The following is a 20,857-nucleotide window of genomic DNA, read 5'->3' on the forward strand; positions in this document are numbered from 1 at the left end:
CGATGCGGAATGCGGCCCGGCCCCTGGCAACCACCACCCTCGAACCTCGTCGGCCGGCGCCTTTTCAGGCAATGCCGGCCGGCACCACGCCGGGGAATTCCCCGGCACCTTTACGGGAGATGACCATGCAGCCAACCCTTCAGGAAATCCGCACCTCCGCCATTCCCAGCGCCATTCCCAGTGCCATTCCCAGTGCAATTTCCCGTCGCATTCTCCGCGGCGCCGCAACCCTGGTCCTGGCCCTCGGCGCCGCCGGCGCCCTGGCCCAGGCGGCCCTGCCCACCGTGGAGGTGTTCAAGAGCCCCTACTGCGGCTGCTGCACCGACTGGGTCAAGCACATGCAGGCCGCCGGCTTTGCCGTGAAGGTGCACAACGTGGACGACACCCAGGCCGCCCGGGCCGCCGCCGGCATGCCCGATTCCCTGGCTTCGTGCCACACCGCCAAGGTCGGCGGCTACGCCATCGAGGGCCACGTGCCGGCCCAGGACATCCGCCGCCTGCTGGTGGAAAAGCCCAAGGCGGTCGGCCTGGCCGTGCCCGGCATGCCCCAGGGCGCCCCGGGCATGGAAGTACCCAAGCCCCAGCCCTACGACACCCTGCTGGTGAGCCGGGAGGACGGGCGCGAGAAGATCAGCGTGTTCGCCCGGCACTGAGCGGCGCAACGAGCCTGAACGGGCCTGGCCTCCCGCCGCTACCGGCGGGAGGCGGAAGGCGGAAGGCGGCTGAATTTGGTGGGAGTCGGCGTGACTCGGCGCGCTATAGTTTTTCTATGCCATTTACCGGGCGAGCCGCCAAGCTCGAATATCGGCGCGGACTTTTGGCCAACTCCCGGATTCATGCCGTAGTTTTTCTATGGCATCCAAGGGGGATTGGGGGCGCTCGCCAATCCGGCCCATCTGGCCACTCCACCCTGGACGGCGCCGCATCCGGCCGCACTCCGGCCGCAGGACCACTCTGGATGCTCGACGACGGCGCCGCGTCAGGCGGCCAGCCAGCCTGCCAGTTCGCCGTCCACCGCATCCAGGGTGGCGAGCAGTTCGCCGACCCGCTGCTGCAAGGCCGTGAGTTCGGCCCCGCCGGGCTGGCTCAACTGCCCGGCCTGCCCCGCCGCGCAGGCCTTGAGCACTTCCTTGGCGGCCTGTTCCAGCCCCAGGGCCTGGGCAGTGGCGGCGGGGGCGGAGAAGGTGGCGAACAGGCTTTTCAGGGTGTGGGCTTCCTCGGCGATGCGCTTCACCCAGACGGTACCCTCCTCGCTCCCCGGTGGCGCCAGGTTGCTGCGGTGGCGCGGCAGTTCGGTGCGGAACATGTCCGCCAGGGTCGCCACCAGGGCCGGGTCGTCCCCCATGCGCGCCAGGGTTTCGGCCCGGTCGAGGAGCGGCCCGCCGGTCGCCACCGGCGCGGCTTCGGCCACGGCGGCGGCCGCCGCCGGACCGGCCAGCACCGCCCCGGGCAGGCAGCGGCCCAATTCGGCGAACAGTTTTTCCGCCACCACCGGCTTGGCCACGTAGCCGTTCATGCCGGACTGGAGGCAGGCTTCCCGGTCCCCGTCCAGCACGCTGGCGGTCATGGCGACGATGGGGATGGCCCGGGCCAGGCCCCGGGCCGCTTCCGCCGTCCGGATCGCCCGGGTGGCGGTCAGGCCGTCCATTTCCGGCATGTGCACGTCCATCAGCACCGCGTCGAAGGCTTCCGGATCGGCGGCCCAGCGGTCCAGGGCCTGGCGGCCGTTTTCCGCCACCGTCACCCGGTGGCCCCGGCCGTTGAGCAGGGCCAGGGCCAGCTTGCGGTTGACCGGGTGGTCTTCGGCGAGCAGCAGGGAGAGGGGCTGGAGCACGGTTTCCCGCTCTCCGGCATCCCGGCCCTCCTCCTCGTCCGCCGCGCCGGACGGCATCGCCACGGCGCTCTCCACCAGGCCAAGATGTACGTCGAAATGGAAGGTGGCGCCCTGGCCGGGCCGGCTGTCCACGCCGATCCGGCCGCCCATCAGCCCCACCAGCCGATTGCAGATGGCCAGGCCCAAGCCGGTGCCGCCGAAACGGCGGGCGATGCTGCTATCGGCCTGGGAGAAGGCGTCGAAGATGAGCTGCTGCTTTTCCGCCGGGATGCCCACCCCGGTGTCGCTCACCGCCACCCGCAGGTGCCCCGGGGCTCCGCTCCCGCCCCCGGTTAGGGTCAGGGTGACGCCGCCGCGCTCGGTGAATTTGATGGCGTTGCCGATCAGGTTGATCAGCACCTGCTTGAGGCGCCCCGGGTCCCCCACCAGCCGCTCGGGCACGTCCTCGGTGACCACCGATTCCAGGGTCAGCCCCTTCTGCCGGGCGCGCAAGGCCAGGAGCTTGACCACTTCGCGCACCAGGCGGCGCGGGGCGAAGGCGATGGACTCCAGGTCCATCCGGCCGGCTTCGATCTTGGAGAAGTCGAGGATGTCGTTGATGATCACCAGCAGGGATTCGGCGGAAACCTTGACCGTTTCCAGGTAGTCCCGCTGCACCGGGTCCAGGTCGGTTTCCAGGGCCAGGTCGGTCATGCCCAGGATGCCGTTCATCGGGGTGCGGATTTCGTGGCTCATGCTGGCGAGGAACACGCTCTTGGCCCGGTTGGCCTCCTCCGCCGCCGCCCGGGCCTGCTCCAGGTCCCGTTCCGCCTGTTTGCGCTCGGTCACGTCGCGGAACAGCCACAGGTGGCCCCGGTAGCCCTCCGGGTCCGGGGCGTCGGGGAAGAGGAAGATCGGCACGTAGTCGATTTCCAGCACCCGGCCGTCCTTCAGCCGCATTTCCTGGCCCTCGGCGTGCTCCCGCTCCAGCACCCGGCCTTCTACCCAGTCCCGCAGCTCTTCGGCGTTTTCCATCAGAGGCAGGTGGCTGGCCAGGACGTCGCGGCAGTCCTGGCCGATATAGCTTTCGGCCAGGGACGAATCCAGGCCCAGGGCCGCCGGCATGGCCTGGTTCACCAGCAGGATCTGGCGGTGCTCGTCCTCCACCAGGATGCCGGCCTGGAGGCTTTCGATCAGGGCGGTGAGGCGGGAGGTGGTGGCGAGCAGGTATTCCTCGTCGCGCTTGCGCTCGGTGATGTCCTGGAAGGCGGCCACGGTACCGGTCAGGCGCGGGCCTTCGAGCAGGGGCACCTGCACCACGGACACCGGCAGCAGGCTGCCGTCCTTGCACACGAAGGCGTCGTAGTCGGAGCGGAAGACGTGGCGCAACACCGCCGGGGCGTGCATCGGGCACTCGTCCCGGGCCACCGGCTGGCCGCTCAGGGTGCAGGGGTGGATGCGGTCGTGCAGGTACTCGCCTTCGAGTTCGGCCCGGGTGTAGCCGAGCAGGCGCTCCGCCTCGGCATTGACGAAGGTGACCCGGCCCAAGGCATCGGTGGCCACCACCCCTTCGCCCAGGGCGTCGGTGAGGCTCTTGAGAAAGCGGGTGTGCTCGGCGATCACCGCCTCGTGGGCAGCCAGTTGCAGGGATGCCCGGTTGAGGGCCCCAACCAGCTCGCCGGTTTCCTGGTCGCCGGCATAGGCCGGCAGGGTCTCACCGCGGCGCAGGTCAAGTTCGGCGGCAAAGCGGGTCGCCTGGCGCAGCGCCTCCAGGGGACGGGCGAGGAAGACCAGCAGGACGGCGGCGCTGACCGCCACCGAAACCAGGGCGATGAGCAGGCTGGTGCGCCAGGTCTGGTGCCAGGCCTGGTCGAGGGCGTCCAGCCCCACTTCCATGCGCAGCCAGCCTTCCAGGCGGCCCCGCTCGATGGGGTGCCACAGGATCAGCCGGGCGCTGGAGGACGACGATGCCTGCCGCCGGGGCAGCAGTTCGTAGATGGCCGCTGTCTCCTGGGGTACCGCCAGGGGCTCCAGGCCATAGACCGCCTGGACGTCGCTCTTCGATCCTTCTCCGCTGCCACCGTTGCCACCGCTGCCAACGCTATCCACATTGCGCCGGGTGGCGGCCAGCACCTTGCCGGCCGGGTCGGTGACGGTCAGGGCGAGCACCTCGGTGGCCTCGTTGGCATGCAGCAGGGCGTATTCCAGCCCGGCGCCGTTGCCCGTCACCAGATGGCTGTCCACCGCATCCGCCACGCCCCGCGCCAGGGTGCGGGATTGATTGATCACCAGATTTTCGGCCAGGGCCATGTCCGCCGACGCCGTGGCCCAGGTGTAGACAAGCACCGTGCCGGCAAAGAGCAGGGACACCAGCAGGGTGAGCTGGGCACCGAGATGGCGGGGCAGCCAGCGCGACCAGAAGGGGGGCAGGCGGAACGAAGAGGCCATGGCGAAGGGGGGAATGGGGTCCGGCAGCTGGGCATCCGCGGCAACGGCCTCGCGGCGGCGAGCGGCGAGTATAGCGCGGCACCGCAGCCCCCCTGCTGTGGCGGATTACATATTGTCACCAAAGATGCGGCGATTGCATGGACATTCCCCCTCGGGACAGCCCATAATCGACGGACTTTTGCCGCGCTTTCCTGCCTTTCCGCCCTACACCCAGCTGCCGATGAAGTTCCTCTTCGACCTGCTCCCCGTCATCCTGTTTTTCGTGGCCTTCAAGACGGCCGGCATCTTCGCCGCCACCGCCGTGGCCATCGCCGCCACCGTCGCCCAGATCGCCTGGGTCTGGCACCGCCACCGCAAGGTGGACACCATGCTCTGGGCCAGCCTGGCCATCGTCTCCGTGTTTGGCGGCGCCACCTTGCTGCTCCACGACGAGACCTTCATCAAGTGGAAGCCCACGGTGCTCTACTGGCTGTTCTCCACGGTGCTGCTGGGGGCCTCCATCTTCTTCCGCAAGAACCTCATCCGCTCCATGCTGGGCGCCCAGATCAGCCTGCCGGAGCCGATCTGGCACAAGCTCAACCTGGCCTGGGCCGGCTTCTTCGTGGTGATGGGGCTGACCAACCTGTACGTGGCCTTCAGCTATTCCCTCGACGCCTGGGTCAATTTCAAGCTGTTCGGCGCCACCGGCATGCTGCTGGCCTTCATGATCGCCCAGGGCCTGATCCTGGCCCGCTACATGAGCGATCCTTCCCAACAACCCGACGCCCGCCCTTCCGAGGCCGGCCTGGAGGAAAAACAATGATGTGGTACGCCATCGTCGGTGAAGACGTTTCCGGCTCCCTGGAGCAGCGCTTGGCCGCCCGCCCGGCCCACTTGGCCCGGCTCCAGGCCTTGCAGGCCGAAGGCCGCCTGCTGCTGGCCGGCCCCTTTCCCGCCATCGACTCCCCCGACCCCGGCCCTGCCGGCTTCTCGGGCAGCCTGATCGTGGCCGAATTCCCCAGCCTGGACGATGCCAAGGCCTGGGCCGACGCCGACCCTTACGTGGCCGCTGGTGTCTATGCCAAGGTCGTGGTCAAGCCCTTCAAGAAGGCCTTGCCCGCCTAAGTCCGTCGCCATGGCCTACACCGCCGAAGCCCTGATCGCTGAACTGCGCCAGCGCCTGGAGGCGTCCCTCGCCCCCGTCCGGCTGACCGTCGAGGACGACAGCCACCACCACGCCGGTCATGCCGGGGCCCGGGGTGGCGGCCGGCACTTCCGGGTGCGGATCGTCTCGGCGGCTTTCACCGGCAAGTCCACGGTGGCCCGCCACCGCCAGGTCTATGTCGCCGCCGGCGACCTGATGCGCGGCCCGATCCATGCCCTGGCGCTGACCACCCATACCCCGGAGGAAGAGGCCTGACGCCGTTCTTCGCCCGCCTCACCCGCCCTTTCTCCGCCGTATAATCCCTTCGTCATCAACGCAACGCTTTCCCCCACCAAGGACTCATATATGCATACGCTGTCCAAACTGGCCCTCTCGCTGGTTGCCGCTTCCGTCATCAGCGCCCCCGCTTTCGCCCAGTCCGTGGCAAAGGTCAATGGCGTGTCCATCGCCAAGCCCCTGGCCGACGCCATCGTGAACGAACAGAAGGCCAAGGGCGCCTCGGACAATGCCGAGCTGCGCGCCGCCGTGAAGGAAGAGCTGGTACGCCGCGAAGTGCTGGTCCAGGAAGCCAAGAAGAAGGGTCTGGACAAGAAGCCCGAAGTCTCCGCCCAGATGGAACTGGCCCGCCAGTCCGTGCTGATCCGCGCCTTCCTGCAGAACTACGTCCAGTCCAACCCGGTGACCGACGCCCAGCTCAAGCAGGAATACGACGCCATCAAGGCCCAGATGAGCGGCAACGAATACCACGCCCGCCACATCCTGGTGGAGAGCGAAGACCAGGCCAAGGACATCATCGCCAAGCTGAAGAAGGGCGAAAAGTTTGCCGACCTGGCCAAGGATTCCAAGGACCCGGGTTCCAAGGACAACGGCGGCGACCTGGGCTGGGCTCCTCCCAACGCCTACGTGAAGCCCTTCGCCGACGCCCTGGTGAAGCTGGACAAGGGCCAGTACACCGACGCCCCGGTGAAGTCCGACTTCGGCTGGCACGTGATCCTGCTCGAGGAATCCCGTCCCCTGTCCGCCCCGCCCTTCGACCAGGTCAAGCCCCAGCTGAGCCAGCGCATCGAGCAGAAGATGGTGGACAAGCTGATCGGCGACCTGCGCGCCAAGGCCAAGGTCGAATAAGCACCGCCAGCCTGCCGTACCGCCAGCGGGGCGCCCGGGAAACCGGCGCCCCGTTTTTCATGGGCGCGCGGCATGGGCAGGGGCAAGCGTTGTCACGAAGGCGTCACGCCGCGCCGGTACAGTGCGCGGCGCTTTGGGTCATTCCCGGGTTACTTCTCACGACAACGAAAACGACATGCCCCATACCCACCCGCCGCACCTTGCCCTGATCCCCCGCCCGGACGCCGAAACGGCAGCGCCGCCGGATTCCGCTGCCTTCCGGGAGCTGGAAGGCATTCTCGCCGGGCAGCTGCTGCGGGCGGTGTTCCAGCCCATTCTCGACCTGCGCGGCCGGGCCTACCTGGGTTTCGAGGGATTGATCCGGGGTCCGGAGGGTTCGCCCCTGGAATTTCCGCTCCAGCTGTTCGCCGCCGCCCGGGAGGCCGACCGCCTGCTCGAACTGGAACGTTCCTGCCGGGAAACCATCTTCAAGGCCTTCGCCGAGCAGCACCTGCCCGGGCGCCTGTTCGTCAATTCCAGCCCCACCTCGCTGCGCGACCCGGCCTTCCGCAACGGCACCACCATGGACCTGCTGCGGGACCTGGGGCTGACCCCCAGCCGGATCGTCATCGAAGTCACCGAGAACCAGCAGATCGACGACTTTCCCGCCCTGCGCGACGCCCTGCTGCACTACCGGGGCCTGGGCTACCGCATCGCCATCGACGATCTGGGCGAAGGCTTTTCCAACCTGCGCATGTGGTCCGAGCTGCGCCCCGAGTTCGTCAAGATCGACCGGCACTTCGTCCACGGCATCGCCGACGACCCCCTCAAGTTCCAGCTGGTGCGCTCGATGCACGACATCGCCGAGACCAGCGGCGCCTTCATCATCGCCGAAGGCATCGAGCGGGAAGCCGACTTCACCACCATCCGCGATCTGGGCATCGCCTGCGGCCAGGGTTACTTCATCGCCCGCCCCACCGCCAAGCCGCCGATCCAGCCGGAAAAGACCGCCCTGTCGGCCCTGGCCGCCGGGCAGATCATGGTCTTCCCCAACGCCAGCGCCGGCAGCGGCATGGCCACGGCGCGCAACCTGCTCCAGTACATCACCCCCATCTCGCCCCTGGCGCCCAACGACAAGGTCTACGAGCGCTTCGAGATGGACCCGGAGATCCAGGTGCTGCCGGTGGTGGACGACGGCGGCACGCCGGTGGGGCTGATCAACCGGCACAACCTGATCGACCGCTTCGCCCGCCCCTTCCGCCGCGAGCTGTATGGCAAGAAGCCCTGCACCATGTTCATGGACCCGGCGCCCCTGGTGGTGGACCACCAGCTGCCGGTGCAGGAGGTCAGCCGCATGGTGTCCCGGGCCTCCAGCCACTACTTGCAGGATGGCTTCGTCATCACCGAGAACGGCCGCTACGCCGGCGTGGGCAGCGGCCAGGCGCTGATGGCGCTGATCACCGAACTGCAGATTTCCGCCGCCCGCTACGCCAACCCCCTCACCCAGTTGCCGGGCAACGTGCCCCTCAACGAGCACACCGACCGGCTGCTGGAAAGCCAGAGCACCGGCGGGGCCGCCTTTGCCGCCTGCTACTTCGACATCGACAACTTCAAGCCCTTCAACGACGCCTACGGCTACCGCCGCGGCGACGACGTGATCCAGCTGCTCGGCCGGCTGCTGGTGGGGGTGGCCGACAACCGGCGCGACTTCGTCGGCCACGTCGGCGGCGACGATTTCGTCATCCTCTTCCAGAGCGACGACTGGGAAGAACGCTGCGCCAAGGCCCTGCGCCAGTTCGACGAGCAAATCCTCAACCTGGTGGAACCCGAGGACCTGCGGCGCGGCGGTTTCGCCGGCGAGGACCGCAAGGGCCGGCCGGTGTTCAACCCCCTGCCCTCCCTGTCCATTGGCGCGGTGCGCGTCCAGCCCGGCCAGTTTCACACCCACCACGAGATTTCGGCGGTCTGCGCCGGCGCCAAGAAACAGGCCAAGAAACAGCCCGGCAGCAGCCTGTTCATCGAGCGCCGCCGGCCCATCCTTTCTCCCGCGGGCGGGATCGGGCTCGAAGAAATCGACGGGTCCGGGGAATCCCCGCAATCCGACGGCAACGAACTCGTCGAACCCTTCCTCCCCTGAGCGTTCAAGCCCCCGGCACCGTGGGTTGACCTTCCCACGATGGGAAGGTCCAAGCTAGAGTCATTCCCTCAACAAGGAATGACACCATGAGCAGCGAACTCACCCTTCCCGTGGCCGGCATGAGCTGCGCCGCCTGCGCCGGCCGGGTCGAAAAGGCCCTGGCCGCCGTGCCCGGCGTCGGCAGCGCCCAGGTCAACCTGGCCAGCGACACCGTGCGCGTCGTGCCCGCCGCCGGCGATGCGGACCTTCCCGTGGCCCGCCTGGCCCGGGCCGTGGCCGACGCCGGCTACCGGGTGGCGAGCCAGGCCACCCGCCTGACCGTCACCGGCATGAGCTGCGCCACCTGCGCCGGCCGCATCGAGCAGGCTCTGGCCGCCGTGCCCGGCGTGATCTCGGCCCAGGTCAACCTGGCTACCGAGACCGCCGAAATCGATGGCGTCGGCCCCGGCGCCGACCCCTATGCCCTGATCGCCGCGGTGGAAGCCGCCGGCTACGGCGCCGCCCTGCCCTCTACGGCGGAAACCGGCGCTGCCGCGATGGAAACCGCCGAGCGGGCCCGGGCCCGCGGGGAGCGCCGCGAGGGGCTGCTGGTGGCCGGCGGCGCCCTGCTCTCCCTGCCCCTGGTGCTGCCCATGGTGTTGCAGCCCCTGGGCATCCACTGGATGCTGCCGGCCTTCGTCCAGTTCCTGCTCGCCACTCCGGTCCAGTTCGGCCTCGGCGCCCGTTTTTACAAGGCCGGCTGGGGGGCGGTGAAGGCCCGCAGCGGCAACATGGACCTGCTCGTCAGCCTGGGCACCAGCGCCGCCTACGGCCTGTCCCTGTACCAGTGGCTGGCCCTGGACGAGCCCCACCTGTATTTCGAGGCCGCCGCCGTGGTGATCGTGCTGGTGCGCCTGGGCAAGTGGCTCGAATCCCGGGCCAAACGCCAGACCACCGAAGCCATCCGCGCCCTCCAAGCCCTGCGCCCGGACACCGCCCGGGTGGTGCGCGGCGGCGAGGAAACCGAGCTGCCGGTGGCCCAGGTGCGCCTCGGCGACCTGATGGTGGTGCGCCCCGGCGAGCGCATTCCCCTGGACGGCAAGATTCGCACCGGCGCCTCCAGCGTGGACGAATCCCTCATCACCGGAGAGAGCCTGCCGGTGGACAAGAATCCCGGCGACCCGGTCACCGGCGGGGCCATCAACGGCAACGGCCTGCTGCGGGTGGTGGTCGGCGCCGTGGGCAACGAAACCGTGCTGGCCCGCATCATCCGCCTGGTGGAAGACGCCCAGGGCGCCAAGGCACCGATCCAGAAGCTGGTGGACAAGGTAGCCGCCGTCTTCGTCCCGGTGGTGCTGGTCATCGCCTTCGCCACCCTGCTCGCCTGGGGCCTGGGCACCGGCCAGTGGGAAACCGCCCTGATCAACGCCGTGACCGTGCTGGTGATCGCCTGCCCCTGCGCCCTGGGGCTGGCCACGCCGGCGGCGATCATGGCCGGCACCGGGGTCGGCGCCCGCCACGGCATTCTCATCAAGGACGCCGAAGCCCTGGAGCTGGCCCAGCAGATTCGCCTGGTGGCCTTCGACAAGACCGGCACCCTGACCCGGGGCCAGCCCGGCCTGGTGTTCCAGCGTGCCGCGCCCGGGGTGGACGTGCCGGTGCTGGCCTGGGCCGCCGCCGTGCAGAGCGGCAGCGAACACCCTCTGGCCAAGGCCACCGTGACCGCCGCCAAGGCCGAGGCCAATGCGGGCGCAGGCAATGGCAGCAATGGGACGCTGCCCGCCGCCCACGCCATCGAAGCCCTGCCCGGCCGGGGCATGGCCGGTGAGGTCGCAGGCCGTGCCCTGCGCCTGGGCAGCACCCGCCTGATGAGCGAACTGGGCCTGGACGGCGCCCTGGCCGCCTTCGCCGCCGACCAAGAACGCCTCACCGCCCAGGGCTGCAGCCTGGCCTGGCTGGCGGACGCGAGCGAGCCGGCGGCGCCGCGCCTGCTCGGCCTGTTCGCCTACGGCGACCCGCTTAAGCCGGAATCGGCGGAAGCCATCGCCACCCTGCATCGCCAGGGCATCCGCACCGTGCTGGTGACCGGCGACAACCGGGGCGCCGCCCAGGCCGTGGCCGGCCAGCTTGGCCTCGACCAGGTGGAGGCCGAGGTGCTGCCCGCCGACAAGGCCGCCACCATCGCCCGGCTGAAGGCTAGCGGCAAGGGCGGCAACGTGGTGGCCATGGTCGGCGACGGCATCAACGACGCCCCGGCCCTGGCCGCCGCCGACGTGGGCATCGCCATGGGCAGCGGTACCGACGTGGCCATGCACGCCGCCGGCATCACCCTGATGCGCGGCGACCCGCGCCTGGTGGCCGCCGCCATCGCCCTATCGCGCATGACCGTGCGCAAGATCCGCCAGAACCTGTTCTGGGCCTTCATCTACAACGTGGTGGGCATTCCCCTGGCGGCCCTGGGCCTGCTCAACCCGGTGTTCGCTGGGGCGGCCATGGCCATGTCCAGTGTCTCGGTGCTGACCAATGCCCTGCTGCTCAAGCGCTGGCGGCCCACCGGCCTGCCCCGGGCGGTCGAGCCCGATCCCCTCGCCCGGGAAGCGGGCGACGTGGCCCCGGGCCCCCGGGCGGCCTGACGGAGAAAATGGATGGAGACAGCACCATGAAGATCGGCGAAGCGGCCCAGGAAAGCGGCATCAGCGCCAAGATGATCCGCCACTACGAAACCATCGGCCTGCTGCCGGCGGCGCCCCGGCGGGATTCCGGCTACCGGGAGTACCAGGGCCGGGACGTGGAGACCCTGCGCTTCATCCGTTCCGCCCGGGACCTGGGCTTCGGCCTGGACGCGATCGGCGAGCTGCTCTCCCTGTGGCGCAACCAGCAGCGCGCCAGCCGGGACGTGAAGGCCCTGGCCGAGCGCCACATCGCCACCCTGGAAGCCAAGGTGGCCGAGCTGAACGCCATGATCGGCGCCCTGCGCACCCTGTCGGCCTGCTGCCACGGCGACAACCGGCCCGACTGCCCGATCCTGGAAGGCATCGGCCACCGGGCCGCGCCGGCGGAGTGACCGACATGACGGCCAATCGGTATCGGCCGCCGGTATCGGCCGTCACTCGCCAGCCGATGAAAAAGGGCGCTTCCACGGAAAGCGCCCTTTTTTGTGCGCCGCTCCAGGCGGCGCCGGATCATGCGGCTGAGGCGGAGCGCGCTCAGGCCGGCCGGCACTCGTTGATCAGGGGGGTGTTGGTCTTGCCGTCGAGCAGCAGGCTCTTCCACGGCAGGTCGATCCACACCAGGCCGCTGGCCCGGTCCTCGAAGCGCGGCAGGCCGGAAGAGGAGGCATCGCGCACCAGGCGGTAGCTGCCGCCGTTCCAGTTGAGGCTGATGCCGGAATTGACCTGATTGCGAATTTCCCGGTCGACGCGTACGCGCACCTGGTTCTCACAGTTGTAGGTGCCGCTGGCCAGCTTGAATTCGAGCTGCTGCCCACTCTGGGCGGCGGGCGGCGCCGACGGGGCCGTGCCGCAGGCAGCCAGGATCAGGGAAAGAGACAGGGCGCCGGGCGCCAGGAGGGAACGGAGGTTCATGCGGTGAGGCCCCTTTTGACGGAAATCGGGGCCATTTTACGCCGTTGTGCCTCCGGCATATGCATTGCAACAAATGAGCACCCCGTGAGGCTAGCTTTGCCGTCCGGGCAATCCCGCCTTCACTGCCCACTCCAGTTCAAGCCCGCTTTCCCATCCGCTCCCGCAAAAACTCCACGAACAACCTCACCTTGGGGGGCTGGGCCGGCCGATAAGGCATCACCGCCCAGATGTCGGCCTGCTGGCGGTAGGCGGGCAACACCCGCACCAGCTGGCCGCTGGCCAATTCTTCATCCACGTCCCAGCGCGAGCGCAGCATGATGCCGTGGCCGTCCAGGGCCCAGCGGTGGACGATCTCGCCGTGGTTGGCGGACAGGGTGCCGCGCACCTTGACCGTCTCTTCCCCGCCCGGGCCGGCCAGACGCCAGATGCCGAAGACGTGGTCCCGCTCGCGGATCACCAGGCAGCGGTGGCGGGCCAGGTCGTCGAGGCGCTGAGGCGTGCCGTGGGCCGCCAGGTAGGCCGGAGCGGCGCACAGCACCCGGTGGTTGTCGGCCACCTTCTGGGCCACCAGGTGGGGCTCCAGGGGGCCGCCCAGGCGCACGTCCACGTCCACCTGCTCGGCTACCGGGTCGATGGGCCGGTCCAGGATGTCCAGGCGCACTTCCACCAGGGGGTGGCGGGCGGCGAACTCCGACACCACCGGCGCCACGTGGCAGCGGCCGAAGCCGAAGCTGGCGGTGATGCGCAGCAGCCCTTCCGGCTCGGCCCGGCTGGCTTTGACCTCCAGGGCCATTTCCTCGACGTCGGCGAGCAGACGCCGGGCCCAGCGCAGCACCGTCTCGCCGTCCTCGGTCACCGCCAAGCGCCGGGTGGTGCGGTGGAGAAGGCGCACGCCGAGCTGCTGCTCCAGGATGCCCAGGCGCTTGCTGACGTAGGAGGGCGAGGCCGACAGGGCGGCGGCCGCGGCGACCAGGCTGCCGCCGCGCACCACTTCGCAAAAGAGGCGCAGGTCGTCGAGTTGGGGGTAGGCGGCGGGTAGCTGCATGGGACATCAATCACCACGAATCGTGGTTAATCAATTCACAGAAACGGTATTTTTTCACAAAACAGCACGGGTAAAGTGAGAGCACTTCTTTATCACCGATCCGGAGCCTCCATGACCTCCCCCGCCACCTCCCGCCCCGTCCATCGCATCGCCGTCATCGCCGGCGACGGCATCGGCCGCGAAGTCATGCCCGAGGGGCTGCGCGCGCTGGAGGCGGCCGCCGGCAAGTTCGGCATCGGCCTGGAATTCGTGGAGTTCGACTGGGCCCACTGCGACTACTATCTGGCCCACGGCAAGATGATGCCGGACGACTGGTTCGAGCAGCTCTCCGGCTTCGAGGCCATCTACTTCGGCGCCGTGGGCTGGCCGGACAAGGTGCCTGACCACGTTTCCCTGTGGGGCTCCCTGCTGCAATTCCGCCGCCGCTTCGACCAGTATGTGAACCAGCGCCCGGTGCGCCTGATGCGCGGCCTGCCCTGCCCCCTGGCCAACAAGGAGGCGGGCCAGATCGACTTCACCATCATCCGCGAGAACACCGAGGGCGAATATTCGTCCGTGGGCGGCAAGATGTTCGAAGGCACTGACCGGGAGCTGGTGTTGCAAGAATCGGTATTCACCCGCCACGGGGTGGACCGCATCCTGCGCTACGCCTTCGAACTGGCCCGCAACACCAGCCGGACCGACCGGCCCAAGCGCCACGTCACCTCCGCCACCAAGTCCAACGGCATCGCCATCAGCATGCCCTACTGGGACGAGCGCCTCGCCGCCGTGGCCGCCGAGTACCCGCAGATCGGCTGGGACAAGCAGCACATCGACATCCTGTGCGCCCGCTTCGTCCTTCAGCCCGAGCGCTTCGACGTGGTGGTGGCCTCCAACCTGTTCGGCGACATCCTCTCCGACCTGGGCCCGGCCTGCACCGGCACCATCGGCATCGCCCCCTCGGCCAACATCAACCCGGAGCGCACCTTTCCCTCCCTGTTCGAGCCGGTGCACGGCTCGGCCCCGGACATCTACGGCAAGGGCATCGCCAACCCCATGGGCATGATCTGGTCCGGCGCCCTGATGCTGGACTTCCTCGGCCAGGGCGACGCCACATACCGGGCCGCCCACGACGCCATCCTGAAGGCCATCGAGCAGGTGCTGGAGCACGGCCCGCGTACCCCGGACCTGGGCGGCAAGGCCAGCACCGCGGAGCTGGGCCAGGCCGTCGCCGCGGCGATCTAAGCGCCCCATCCCTTACCGCCACGCCGCCGTGCCTCCCGGGCGGCGTGGGCCGGGCAGCGCCGGGAGGCCCCCAACCCCGACAACCATAACGAAAGAGAGACAACCATGACCCAGCGCTTCAAGCGTTCCGCCCTCTGTCTCGCCCTGGCCGGCCTCGCCACCAGTCTCCTGACCGCCGGTGCCGCCCAGGCCCAATCGGCCAAGCCGGTGTGCGAGCTGATCGCCACCGGCGGCACCATCGCCATGAAGATCGACCCGGTGAAGAAGGCCCCGGTGCCGGCCATTTCCGGCGAAGACCTGCTCGCCACCGTGCCGGAGATCGCCGACTACGCCCGCGTCGAGGTTCTCAACCAGTCCAACGTCCCTTCCGACTACATGGACCCGCCCCGCTGGGTAGCCTTGCAGAAAGCCGTGGACAAGGCCCTGGCGCGCAAGGAAGTGGCCGGGGTGATCGTCTCCCACGGCACCGACACCCTCGAAGAGACCGGCTACTTCCTCGACCTGACGGTCAAGAGTGACAAACCGGTGATCCTCATCGGCGCCCAGCGCAATGCCTCCGAGAAGGACTTCGACGGCCCGCGCAACCTGCTCGGCGCCGCCCGGGTGTGCGTCACCCCCGAAGCCAAGGGCAAGGGCGCCATGCTGGTGCTCAACAACCAGATCAACGCCGCCCGGGAAGTGATCAAGGCCCACACCTCCGACGTGGAGACCTTCAAGTCCGGCGACTACGGCTTCCTCGGCAACGTGGACAATGACCGGGTGATTTTTTACCGCGCCCCCCTGCGCCGCCAGCACGTGCCGCTCATCAGCGACAACCTGGCCAAGGTCGAGATCATCCCCATGTTCGGCGGTGCCGACGGCAGCCTGATCAAGGCCGCCATCGCCGGCGGCGCCAAGGGCATCGTGATCCAGGGCCTGGGCTGGGGCAACGTCAACATCCCCATGTACGAGGCCATCAAGGACGCCATTGCCCAGGGCGTGCCGGTGGTGGTGTCCACCCGGGTGCCCAACGGCCGGGTGCTGCCGGTGTACGGCTTCCAGGGCGGCGGCAAGACGCTGCAGGACCTGGGCACCATCTCCGCCGACAACCTGCCGCCGCACAAAGCCCGCATCCTGCTGATGCTGGCCTTGCAGCACACCCAGAAGCGCGACGAACTGCAGAAGTACTTCGACCGCTAAACGGCCGGGATACGACTGTTACCACCAGGCCCTCCGGCCTGGTCGCGGGCACCTGCGGGTGCCCGTTTTTTATCCGCAAATCTACGACAAGAGCATCGCCAACCCCATGGGGGCGATCTGGTCCGGCGTCGTGATGCTGGACTTCCCCGGCCAGGACGACGCCACCTAGCGGGCCGCCGCGGCAAGCCGGCCGAAACAGCCTGGAAGGTGGCCGTACCCGCCAGCCGGGCAGCCAAAACCGGGCCCCGCCGCCCCTACCAAGAAGCCTCTTGCGTTGCCGCTCCCCGCCGCCTAGAACCAAATCATCGGTGAGCCCATCATCAATCGCCCTTGCCTAGCGCTTGAGCGTTCTCGGTCCATATTGGCTGTCACCTTGAATGCGCCGGGCACCTCCCATCAACTTCACGAAGGAGGTTTGCAATGGGAAAGGCGGAACTACGGAGCTTCGGGAAACCCGACGAGGTGCGGGAATTCCCCAAAGGACGGCTGGAAGTAGTGAAGATCGGCGGTGCCACCGTCGGACGTGCCATTTTCGAACCCGGATGGCGGTGGGCAACCTCGGTACAGCCTATTGCCCAAACCAAAAGCTGCGAGGCGCCCCACTTTCAATACCATGTGGCGGGCGTGCTCAAGGTGGTCATGGACGACGGCGCGGTGCTCGAATGCCACCCCGGCGATGTTTCCCTGCTCCCGTCAGGGCACGATGCCTGGGTGGTGGGCGATGAAGTCGCCATCGTCGTAGACTTCCAGGGCATGGTGGATTACGCCAAAGCCCACTAACCCCAGGAGAGGCGGACAGGCAGCCACCTGATCGTTTCACACCATCAAGCCCCTTGAAACTCAAGGGGCTTTGCCATTCGGCCCCGGGAAAAAGCGGGTAGCGCGAGAACACTTAAATCGCCCCATCTCCCCCTCACTTGTGACGATAGGCAGTACCAACCGGCATCGGGAAAATAACGTCCCCCAGCCGTCCCTGCCGCCCCGGAATGAATCCCGCCTCAACCCTGCGCAACTTCGCCCTGCGCCACCTGGTGGCCGACGCCGCGCCCCTGTCCGCCGCCGAGCGCTGGCGCTCCGCCCTGGCCGCCCTGCTCGGCTTCCTCATCACCGAGGGAGTGCTCGCCGTCCTGCCCGCGACGACGGAAACCCGGCATCTGCTGCTGCCCCTGGGGGCCACGGCGGTGATCCTGTACACCTTGCCCCACAGCCCCCTGGGCCAGCCTTGGTCGGTGGCCGGCGGGCTGGTGGTATCCGCCCTGGCCGGGCTGGCGTGCGGACGCTGGGTACCCTGGCCGGCCCTGGCGGGGGCCTTGTCGATCGCCCTGGCGATCTGGCTAATGACCCGCCTGCGCTGCCTCCACCCGCCCGGGGGCGCCCTGGCCTTGACCCTGGCCCTGGCGCCCCCGGCCGTAGGGGTGGAAATGGCGGTGGTGGGCGCCAACGTGCTGGCCACCCTGATCGCCGTGGTGGCGGTCAACAACCTGGTCCCGGGGCGCCGCTATCCCCAGTGCGTCACCAGCCACGCCCCGGCGGCGGATTCCCCGCCGCCCCTGGCCCGGCCGGGCGTCGCCCACGAGGATCTGCAATACGCTTTGGGGCGGCTCGACACCTTCCTCGACATCAGCGAGGACGACCTGGTGGCGGTCTACAACCTGGCCGCCGAGAGCGCCTTCCGCCGTCACGTCACCCTGCGCTGCAAGGACATCATGACTCCGGCGCCGGTGACCGCCGAATTTTCCACCGAGCTCAACGACGCCTGGGGCCGCCTGCGCCGGCACCACATCAAGGCCCTGCCGGTGGTGGACCGGGCCCGGCGGGTGATCGGCCTGGTGGGGGTGGAGGATTTTCTCGCCCACGTGGCCGCCGACGCCCGCCGCCCGGTGGGCGACAACATCCGCGCCCTGCTGCGCCCCACGCCGGGGATGTACGCCCACAAGCCGGAAGTGGTCGGCCAGATCATGGAGGAAGGGGTGCTGACGGCCCGGGAGGACGATGACCTGGGGGCCGTGGCCGCCGCCCTGGCGGTGCGCGGCCATCCCCGGGCGATCCCAGTGGTGGATGGCGACGGGCGCCTTACCGGCATCCTCAGCCAGACCGATCTGGTGGCCGCCGTCTTCCACCAGTTGGCCCTGGAACGGGCCGCCGGGCCGGATGCCGGGGACGCTCGATCCGACCCGCCCAATTCATGACCCGGCCAGGCAAGCGCCATTGAACCAGGCCCGTTTGATTTCCTGATGTCGCCCTCAGGCACCGGAATACCCGGGACCACAACCGCCTAAGCAATCGCCCCGGCCGCGTCGGCCGGGCCGAGCGACGCCACCGGCCCCTGGCAGCGCTCAATCCGCTCTGCAAAGCCGCGCCGCGCCCGCTCCAGCGCCGTAGTGTCACCGAGCAAACGCAGGTGATGGTGGGCCGCCAGCACCAGGCCGAAGAGTTCGAACGCCAGTTGCTCGGTGTCGCTGTCCGCCGCCAGATGGCCGCATTCCACCGCCTGGGCGGACGCCCGGGCCAGAGTGGCGAGCAGATGGCGGTGGCCCGCCGCCAGTCGGTCCCGGATCAGCCCGGGCTGGTCGTCGAATTCCACCGCCGCCGCCAGAAGCGGGCAGCCGCCGGGGCGCTCGGGCAGGTCCAGGTTGGCCAGCCACAACTCAAACAGCCGGCACAGCCGGGGCAGGCCCCGGGGCTCGGTCAGGGCGGGCTTGATCGCCCGGGCGACGAAGTCCGCCTGGGCCGCCTCCACCACCGCCAGCTGCAAGCCTTCCCGGGAGCCGAAGTGGGCGAACAGGCCGCTCTTGGACAGCTTCAGCCGCTCGGCCAGAACGCCGATGGTCAGCCCCTCGATGCCCACCTGGCTGGCCAGGGCCACGGCCTCGCCGAGGATCAGGGCCCGGGTTTGTTCACCTTTTCCCATGGTCTTCCCTTCCGGATATCGATGGCGCGCCTCGCTGCCGGCCTGTGGGCCTGGGAATCGACAATTGCGGCAACTGCTGCACCTGCGGCAGCCCGGCTGCGCGCAAGGACTTGCACAGGGCCATCATTTCCACTAAAAATAGCACGATCGTTCGTTTATTTATCGATTTTTACAGGAGCCCGACATGGCCAAATTCAACAAGACGGTGGAAGTGCGCTGGTCCGACATCGACATGAACCGCCACGTCCGCCACAGCGCCTACGCCGACTTCTGCACCCACGTGCGGGTCGAATGGCTGACGGCCATGGGCTTTCCGCCGGAACGTTTCATCGAACTGGGTTTCGGCCCGATCATCTTCCGCGAGGAAACCGAATACTACCGGGAGGTGCATCTGGGCGAGCGGATCACGGTGGACGTGGAACTGGCCGGAGCCAGCGCCGACAACGGGCGTTTCCGCTTCCGCCATCACGTCATCAAGCCCGACGGTCAGGTGGCGGCCACCCACGAGATTCTTGGCGCCTGGCTAGACCTGGGCGAGCGCAGGCTGATCGCCCCGCCGCCGGCCTTGGCCGAGGTGCTGACCGGCCTGGAGCGCAGCCCGGATTTCAGCGAGATCGTCCCTAGCAACCGCAAGGCGACCCAGGCATAAAGGACCACGCCGGGCGCCTGATATGTGGGGCGGACAGGGCGGGCCGAAGCGAACGGCCCCGGCCTCACCGCTAGACGCCGCGCCGCCGGTTGCGGATCACCCACAGCAGCAGGCCGCCGAGGAGCACGCTAGCGGCCACGGTGGCGGCCACCGCCGCCTGCCAGAAGCCGGCCACGCCTTGCGGCACCGGGGCGTGGAAGGCCAGCCAGTAGCCGCCCCCCAGGCCGATCAGCCAGAAGCAGGTGATGTGCATCAGCAACGGCACGAAAGTGACCTTGTAGCCGCGCAGGGCAAAGGCGGCGATGGTCTGGGCGGCGTCGCAGAATTGGTAGACGGCGATGTAGATCACCAGCCCGACGGCCACGGCACGCACCGCCGGATCGCTGCTCACCGGCGCCACCACCGCCTCCCGGGCCAGCCACAGGGCGCCGCCCATCAGCACCGACAGGCCGCAGGCCAGCCACAGGCCGGCCATGGCGGTGCGCCGGGCCCGGGTTTCGTCCCGGGCGCCGACGGCCTGGCCGACCAGGGCCGAGGTGGCGATGGCCAGGGATAACGGCAGCATGTAGGTGAGCGCCGACAGGTTGGCGACGATGCGGTGGCCGGCCACCGTCTCGGCCCCCAGCCGGGCGACGAACACCGCCATCAGGGTGAAGGCGGAAATTTCCACCAGGTAGGAAAAGCCCATGGGCACGCCCAGGCGCAGCAGTTCGGCCTGGCGCCTCCAGTGGATGCCCTCCAGGCGGCGGAAGATGTTGTAGGGCCGATAGACCTCGCCCTTGAGCATGACCAGCAGCGAGGCGCCCAGGGCGACCCAGACGCAGATCGCCTGGGAAACGGCCGCCCCCACCGCCCCCAGGGGCGTGCCGGTCAGGTGGCCGCCCACCAGCAGCCAGGCGAGCAGCGCGTGGCTGACGGTTTCCACCAGGGCGATGACCATCAACGGCTTGGGCCGGCCCACGGCGTTGGCCACCGAGGCGAAGGCCCGGTAGCCCAGGCCGGCCGGCAGGGCCAGGATCAGCACGTTCATGTAGGCCCGGGCCTTGGCCTCGATCTCCGGCGCCAGCTCGGCCCAGCCGAGCAGCGGCCCGGGAAAGTGCAGCACCAGGGCACCGACCACGGCGAGCAGTAGCACCAGCCAGACCCCCTGGCGCACCATGGGGCCGATCTCATCCCCCTTCTGCGCCCCCACTAGGTGGGCCACCACCGGCGACAGGGCCTGGACCACCCCGGCCAGGGCCAGGGCCACCGAGACGTAGATGCCCGACCCCACCGCCACGGCGGCCAGGTCCTCGGTGCCGGCGCGGCCGACAATGACGGTGTCGGCCACCATCATGCCGATGGAGGCGAGTTGGGCAATCAGGACGGGCCAGGCCAGTTGGGCAATTTGCCAGGCCAGGGGCCGGGTGGTGCGAAGCATGGGGAGACGGGACAGGGTAAAAAACGGAAGGGGCGAATGGTACAAAATTAGCGGTGCCTTGGCCCGGGGAATCGGCACAGCGCCCAGCCCGACCCGTGGCCCCGGAAAATCATGCACCGCGTGGAAACCAAGGCAGAGCGCGGACTTTCGAGCAACACCCCTGAAAACCCGCGCCCAGACTGGCACTCCCGGCACACCCCGTGAAGAACAAGGACTGGCG

The 20,857-nt window shown here is 69.0% G+C and carries 18 protein-coding genes; 13 read left to right on the forward strand and 5 right to left on the reverse strand.

The window, feature by feature from the left end; all coding sequences use genetic code 11:
- Window positions 1-125 precede the first annotated feature (125 nt).
- Window positions 126-653 carry a DUF411 domain-containing protein gene (locus tag V7Z98_RS01115; protein ID WP_334156661.1) on the forward strand — a complete coding sequence of 176 codons (528 nt, stop codon included), beginning with the start codon at window positions 126-128 and terminating at the stop codon, window positions 651-653.
- Between the two features lie 326 nt (window positions 654-979).
- Here V7Z98_RS01115 and V7Z98_RS01120 read toward each other — a convergent pair whose 3' ends face one another.
- Window positions 980-4,261: an ATP-binding protein gene (locus V7Z98_RS01120; protein WP_334156662.1), complete on the reverse strand. Its 3,282-nt coding sequence runs from the start codon at window positions 4,259-4,261 to the stop codon at window positions 980-982.
- Window positions 4,262-4,481: 220 nt separating this feature from the next.
- Here V7Z98_RS01120 and V7Z98_RS01125 point away from each other — a divergent pair, with 220 nt between their 5' ends.
- The 7 genes from V7Z98_RS01125 (at window position 4,482) to cueR (ending at window position 11,689) form a co-directional block, all read left to right on the forward strand.
- On the forward strand, window positions 4,482-5,063 hold the full coding sequence (locus tag V7Z98_RS01125; protein WP_334156732.1) for a septation protein A: 582 nt from the start codon (window positions 4,482-4,484) through the stop codon (window positions 5,061-5,063).
- A complete protein-coding gene (locus tag V7Z98_RS01130; RefSeq protein ID WP_334156733.1) occupies window positions 5,063-5,365 on the forward strand; it encodes a YciI family protein in 303 nt (100 codons plus the stop codon). The genes V7Z98_RS01125 and V7Z98_RS01130 overlap by 1 nt, the downstream gene beginning before the upstream one ends.
- Before the next feature lie 10 nt (window positions 5,366-5,375).
- Complete coding sequence (locus V7Z98_RS01135; RefSeq protein WP_334156663.1) at window positions 5,376-5,660, forward strand: BolA family protein; 285 nt, start codon at window positions 5,376-5,378, stop codon at window positions 5,658-5,660.
- A 90-nt stretch (window positions 5,661-5,750) separates the two neighbouring features.
- The gene (locus V7Z98_RS01140) at window positions 5,751-6,530 is read left to right on the forward strand and encodes a peptidylprolyl isomerase (RefSeq protein WP_293261377.1); all 780 of its coding nucleotides are present in this window, start codon (window positions 5,751-5,753) and stop codon (window positions 6,528-6,530) included.
- Between the two features lie 175 nt (window positions 6,531-6,705).
- Window positions 6,706-8,646: a GGDEF domain-containing protein gene (locus tag V7Z98_RS01145; protein ID WP_334156664.1), complete on the forward strand. Its 1,941-nt coding sequence runs from the start codon at window positions 6,706-6,708 to the stop codon at window positions 8,644-8,646.
- Window positions 8,647-8,732: 86 nt separating this feature from the next.
- Entirely contained in the window at window positions 8,733-11,258 is a 2,526-nt protein-coding gene (locus V7Z98_RS01150; RefSeq protein WP_334156665.1) for a heavy metal translocating P-type ATPase, read from the forward strand.
- 26 nt (window positions 11,259-11,284) lie between these two features.
- Complete coding sequence (cueR, locus tag V7Z98_RS01155; RefSeq protein WP_334156666.1) at window positions 11,285-11,689, forward strand: Cu(I)-responsive transcriptional regulator; 405 nt, start codon at window positions 11,285-11,287, stop codon at window positions 11,687-11,689.
- 142 nt (window positions 11,690-11,831) lie between these two features.
- Here the strand turns inward: cueR and V7Z98_RS01160 are convergent, their stop codons facing one another.
- Both V7Z98_RS01160 and V7Z98_RS01165 read right to left on the reverse strand, forming a co-directional pair.
- Window positions 11,832-12,209: a hypothetical protein gene (locus tag V7Z98_RS01160; RefSeq protein ID WP_293261385.1), complete on the reverse strand. Its 378-nt coding sequence runs from the start codon at window positions 12,207-12,209 to the stop codon at window positions 11,832-11,834.
- A 136-nt stretch (window positions 12,210-12,345) separates the two neighbouring features.
- The gene (locus tag V7Z98_RS01165; protein WP_334156667.1) at window positions 12,346-13,254 is read right to left on the reverse strand and encodes a LysR substrate-binding domain-containing protein; all 909 of its coding nucleotides are present in this window, start codon (window positions 13,252-13,254) and stop codon (window positions 12,346-12,348) included.
- 111 nt (window positions 13,255-13,365) lie between these two features.
- Here V7Z98_RS01165 and V7Z98_RS01170 point away from each other — a divergent pair, with 111 nt between their 5' ends.
- The 4 genes from V7Z98_RS01170 to V7Z98_RS01185 all read left to right on the forward strand — a co-directional run bounded on the left by V7Z98_RS01170 (window position 13,366) and on the right by V7Z98_RS01185 (window position 17,846).
- On the forward strand, window positions 13,366-14,478 hold the full coding sequence (locus tag V7Z98_RS01170) for a tartrate dehydrogenase (RefSeq protein WP_334156668.1): 1,113 nt from the start codon (window positions 13,366-13,368) through the stop codon (window positions 14,476-14,478).
- Window positions 14,479-14,583: 105 nt separating this feature from the next.
- A complete protein-coding gene (locus V7Z98_RS01175; protein WP_334156669.1) occupies window positions 14,584-15,657 on the forward strand; it encodes an asparaginase in 1,074 nt (357 codons plus the stop codon).
- 420 nt (window positions 15,658-16,077) lie between these two features.
- Entirely contained in the window at window positions 16,078-16,437 is a 360-nt protein-coding gene (locus V7Z98_RS01180) for a cupin domain-containing protein (RefSeq protein WP_334156670.1), read from the forward strand.
- 206 nt (window positions 16,438-16,643) lie between these two features.
- The gene (locus V7Z98_RS01185; protein ID WP_334156671.1) at window positions 16,644-17,846 is read left to right on the forward strand and encodes an HPP family protein; all 1,203 of its coding nucleotides are present in this window, start codon (window positions 16,644-16,646) and stop codon (window positions 17,844-17,846) included.
- Between the two features lie 86 nt (window positions 17,847-17,932).
- On the opposite strand, the gene V7Z98_RS01190 is transcribed toward V7Z98_RS01185, so the two are convergent.
- Window positions 17,933-18,568, reverse strand: coding sequence for a TetR/AcrR family transcriptional regulator (locus V7Z98_RS01190; RefSeq protein WP_334156672.1), 636 nt, complete (start codon window positions 18,566-18,568; stop codon window positions 17,933-17,935).
- Between the two features lie 184 nt (window positions 18,569-18,752).
- On the opposite strand from V7Z98_RS01190, the gene V7Z98_RS01195 reads away from it, so the two are divergent.
- Entirely contained in the window at window positions 18,753-19,217 is a 465-nt protein-coding gene (locus tag V7Z98_RS01195; RefSeq protein WP_334156673.1) for an acyl-CoA thioesterase, read from the forward strand.
- A 70-nt stretch (window positions 19,218-19,287) separates the two neighbouring features.
- Here the strand turns inward: V7Z98_RS01195 and V7Z98_RS01200 are convergent, their stop codons facing one another.
- Window positions 19,288-20,637 (reverse strand): MATE family efflux transporter, encoded by a 1,350-nt coding sequence (locus tag V7Z98_RS01200; RefSeq protein WP_334156674.1) that lies wholly within the window; start codon window positions 20,635-20,637, stop codon window positions 19,288-19,290.
- Window positions 20,638-20,857 lie beyond the last annotated feature (220 nt).

The sequence above is a fragment of the Oryzomicrobium sp. genome (assembly GCF_036820405.1).
In the GTDB taxonomy this organism is placed as follows: Bacteria; Pseudomonadota; Gammaproteobacteria; order Burkholderiales; family Rhodocyclaceae; genus Oryzomicrobium.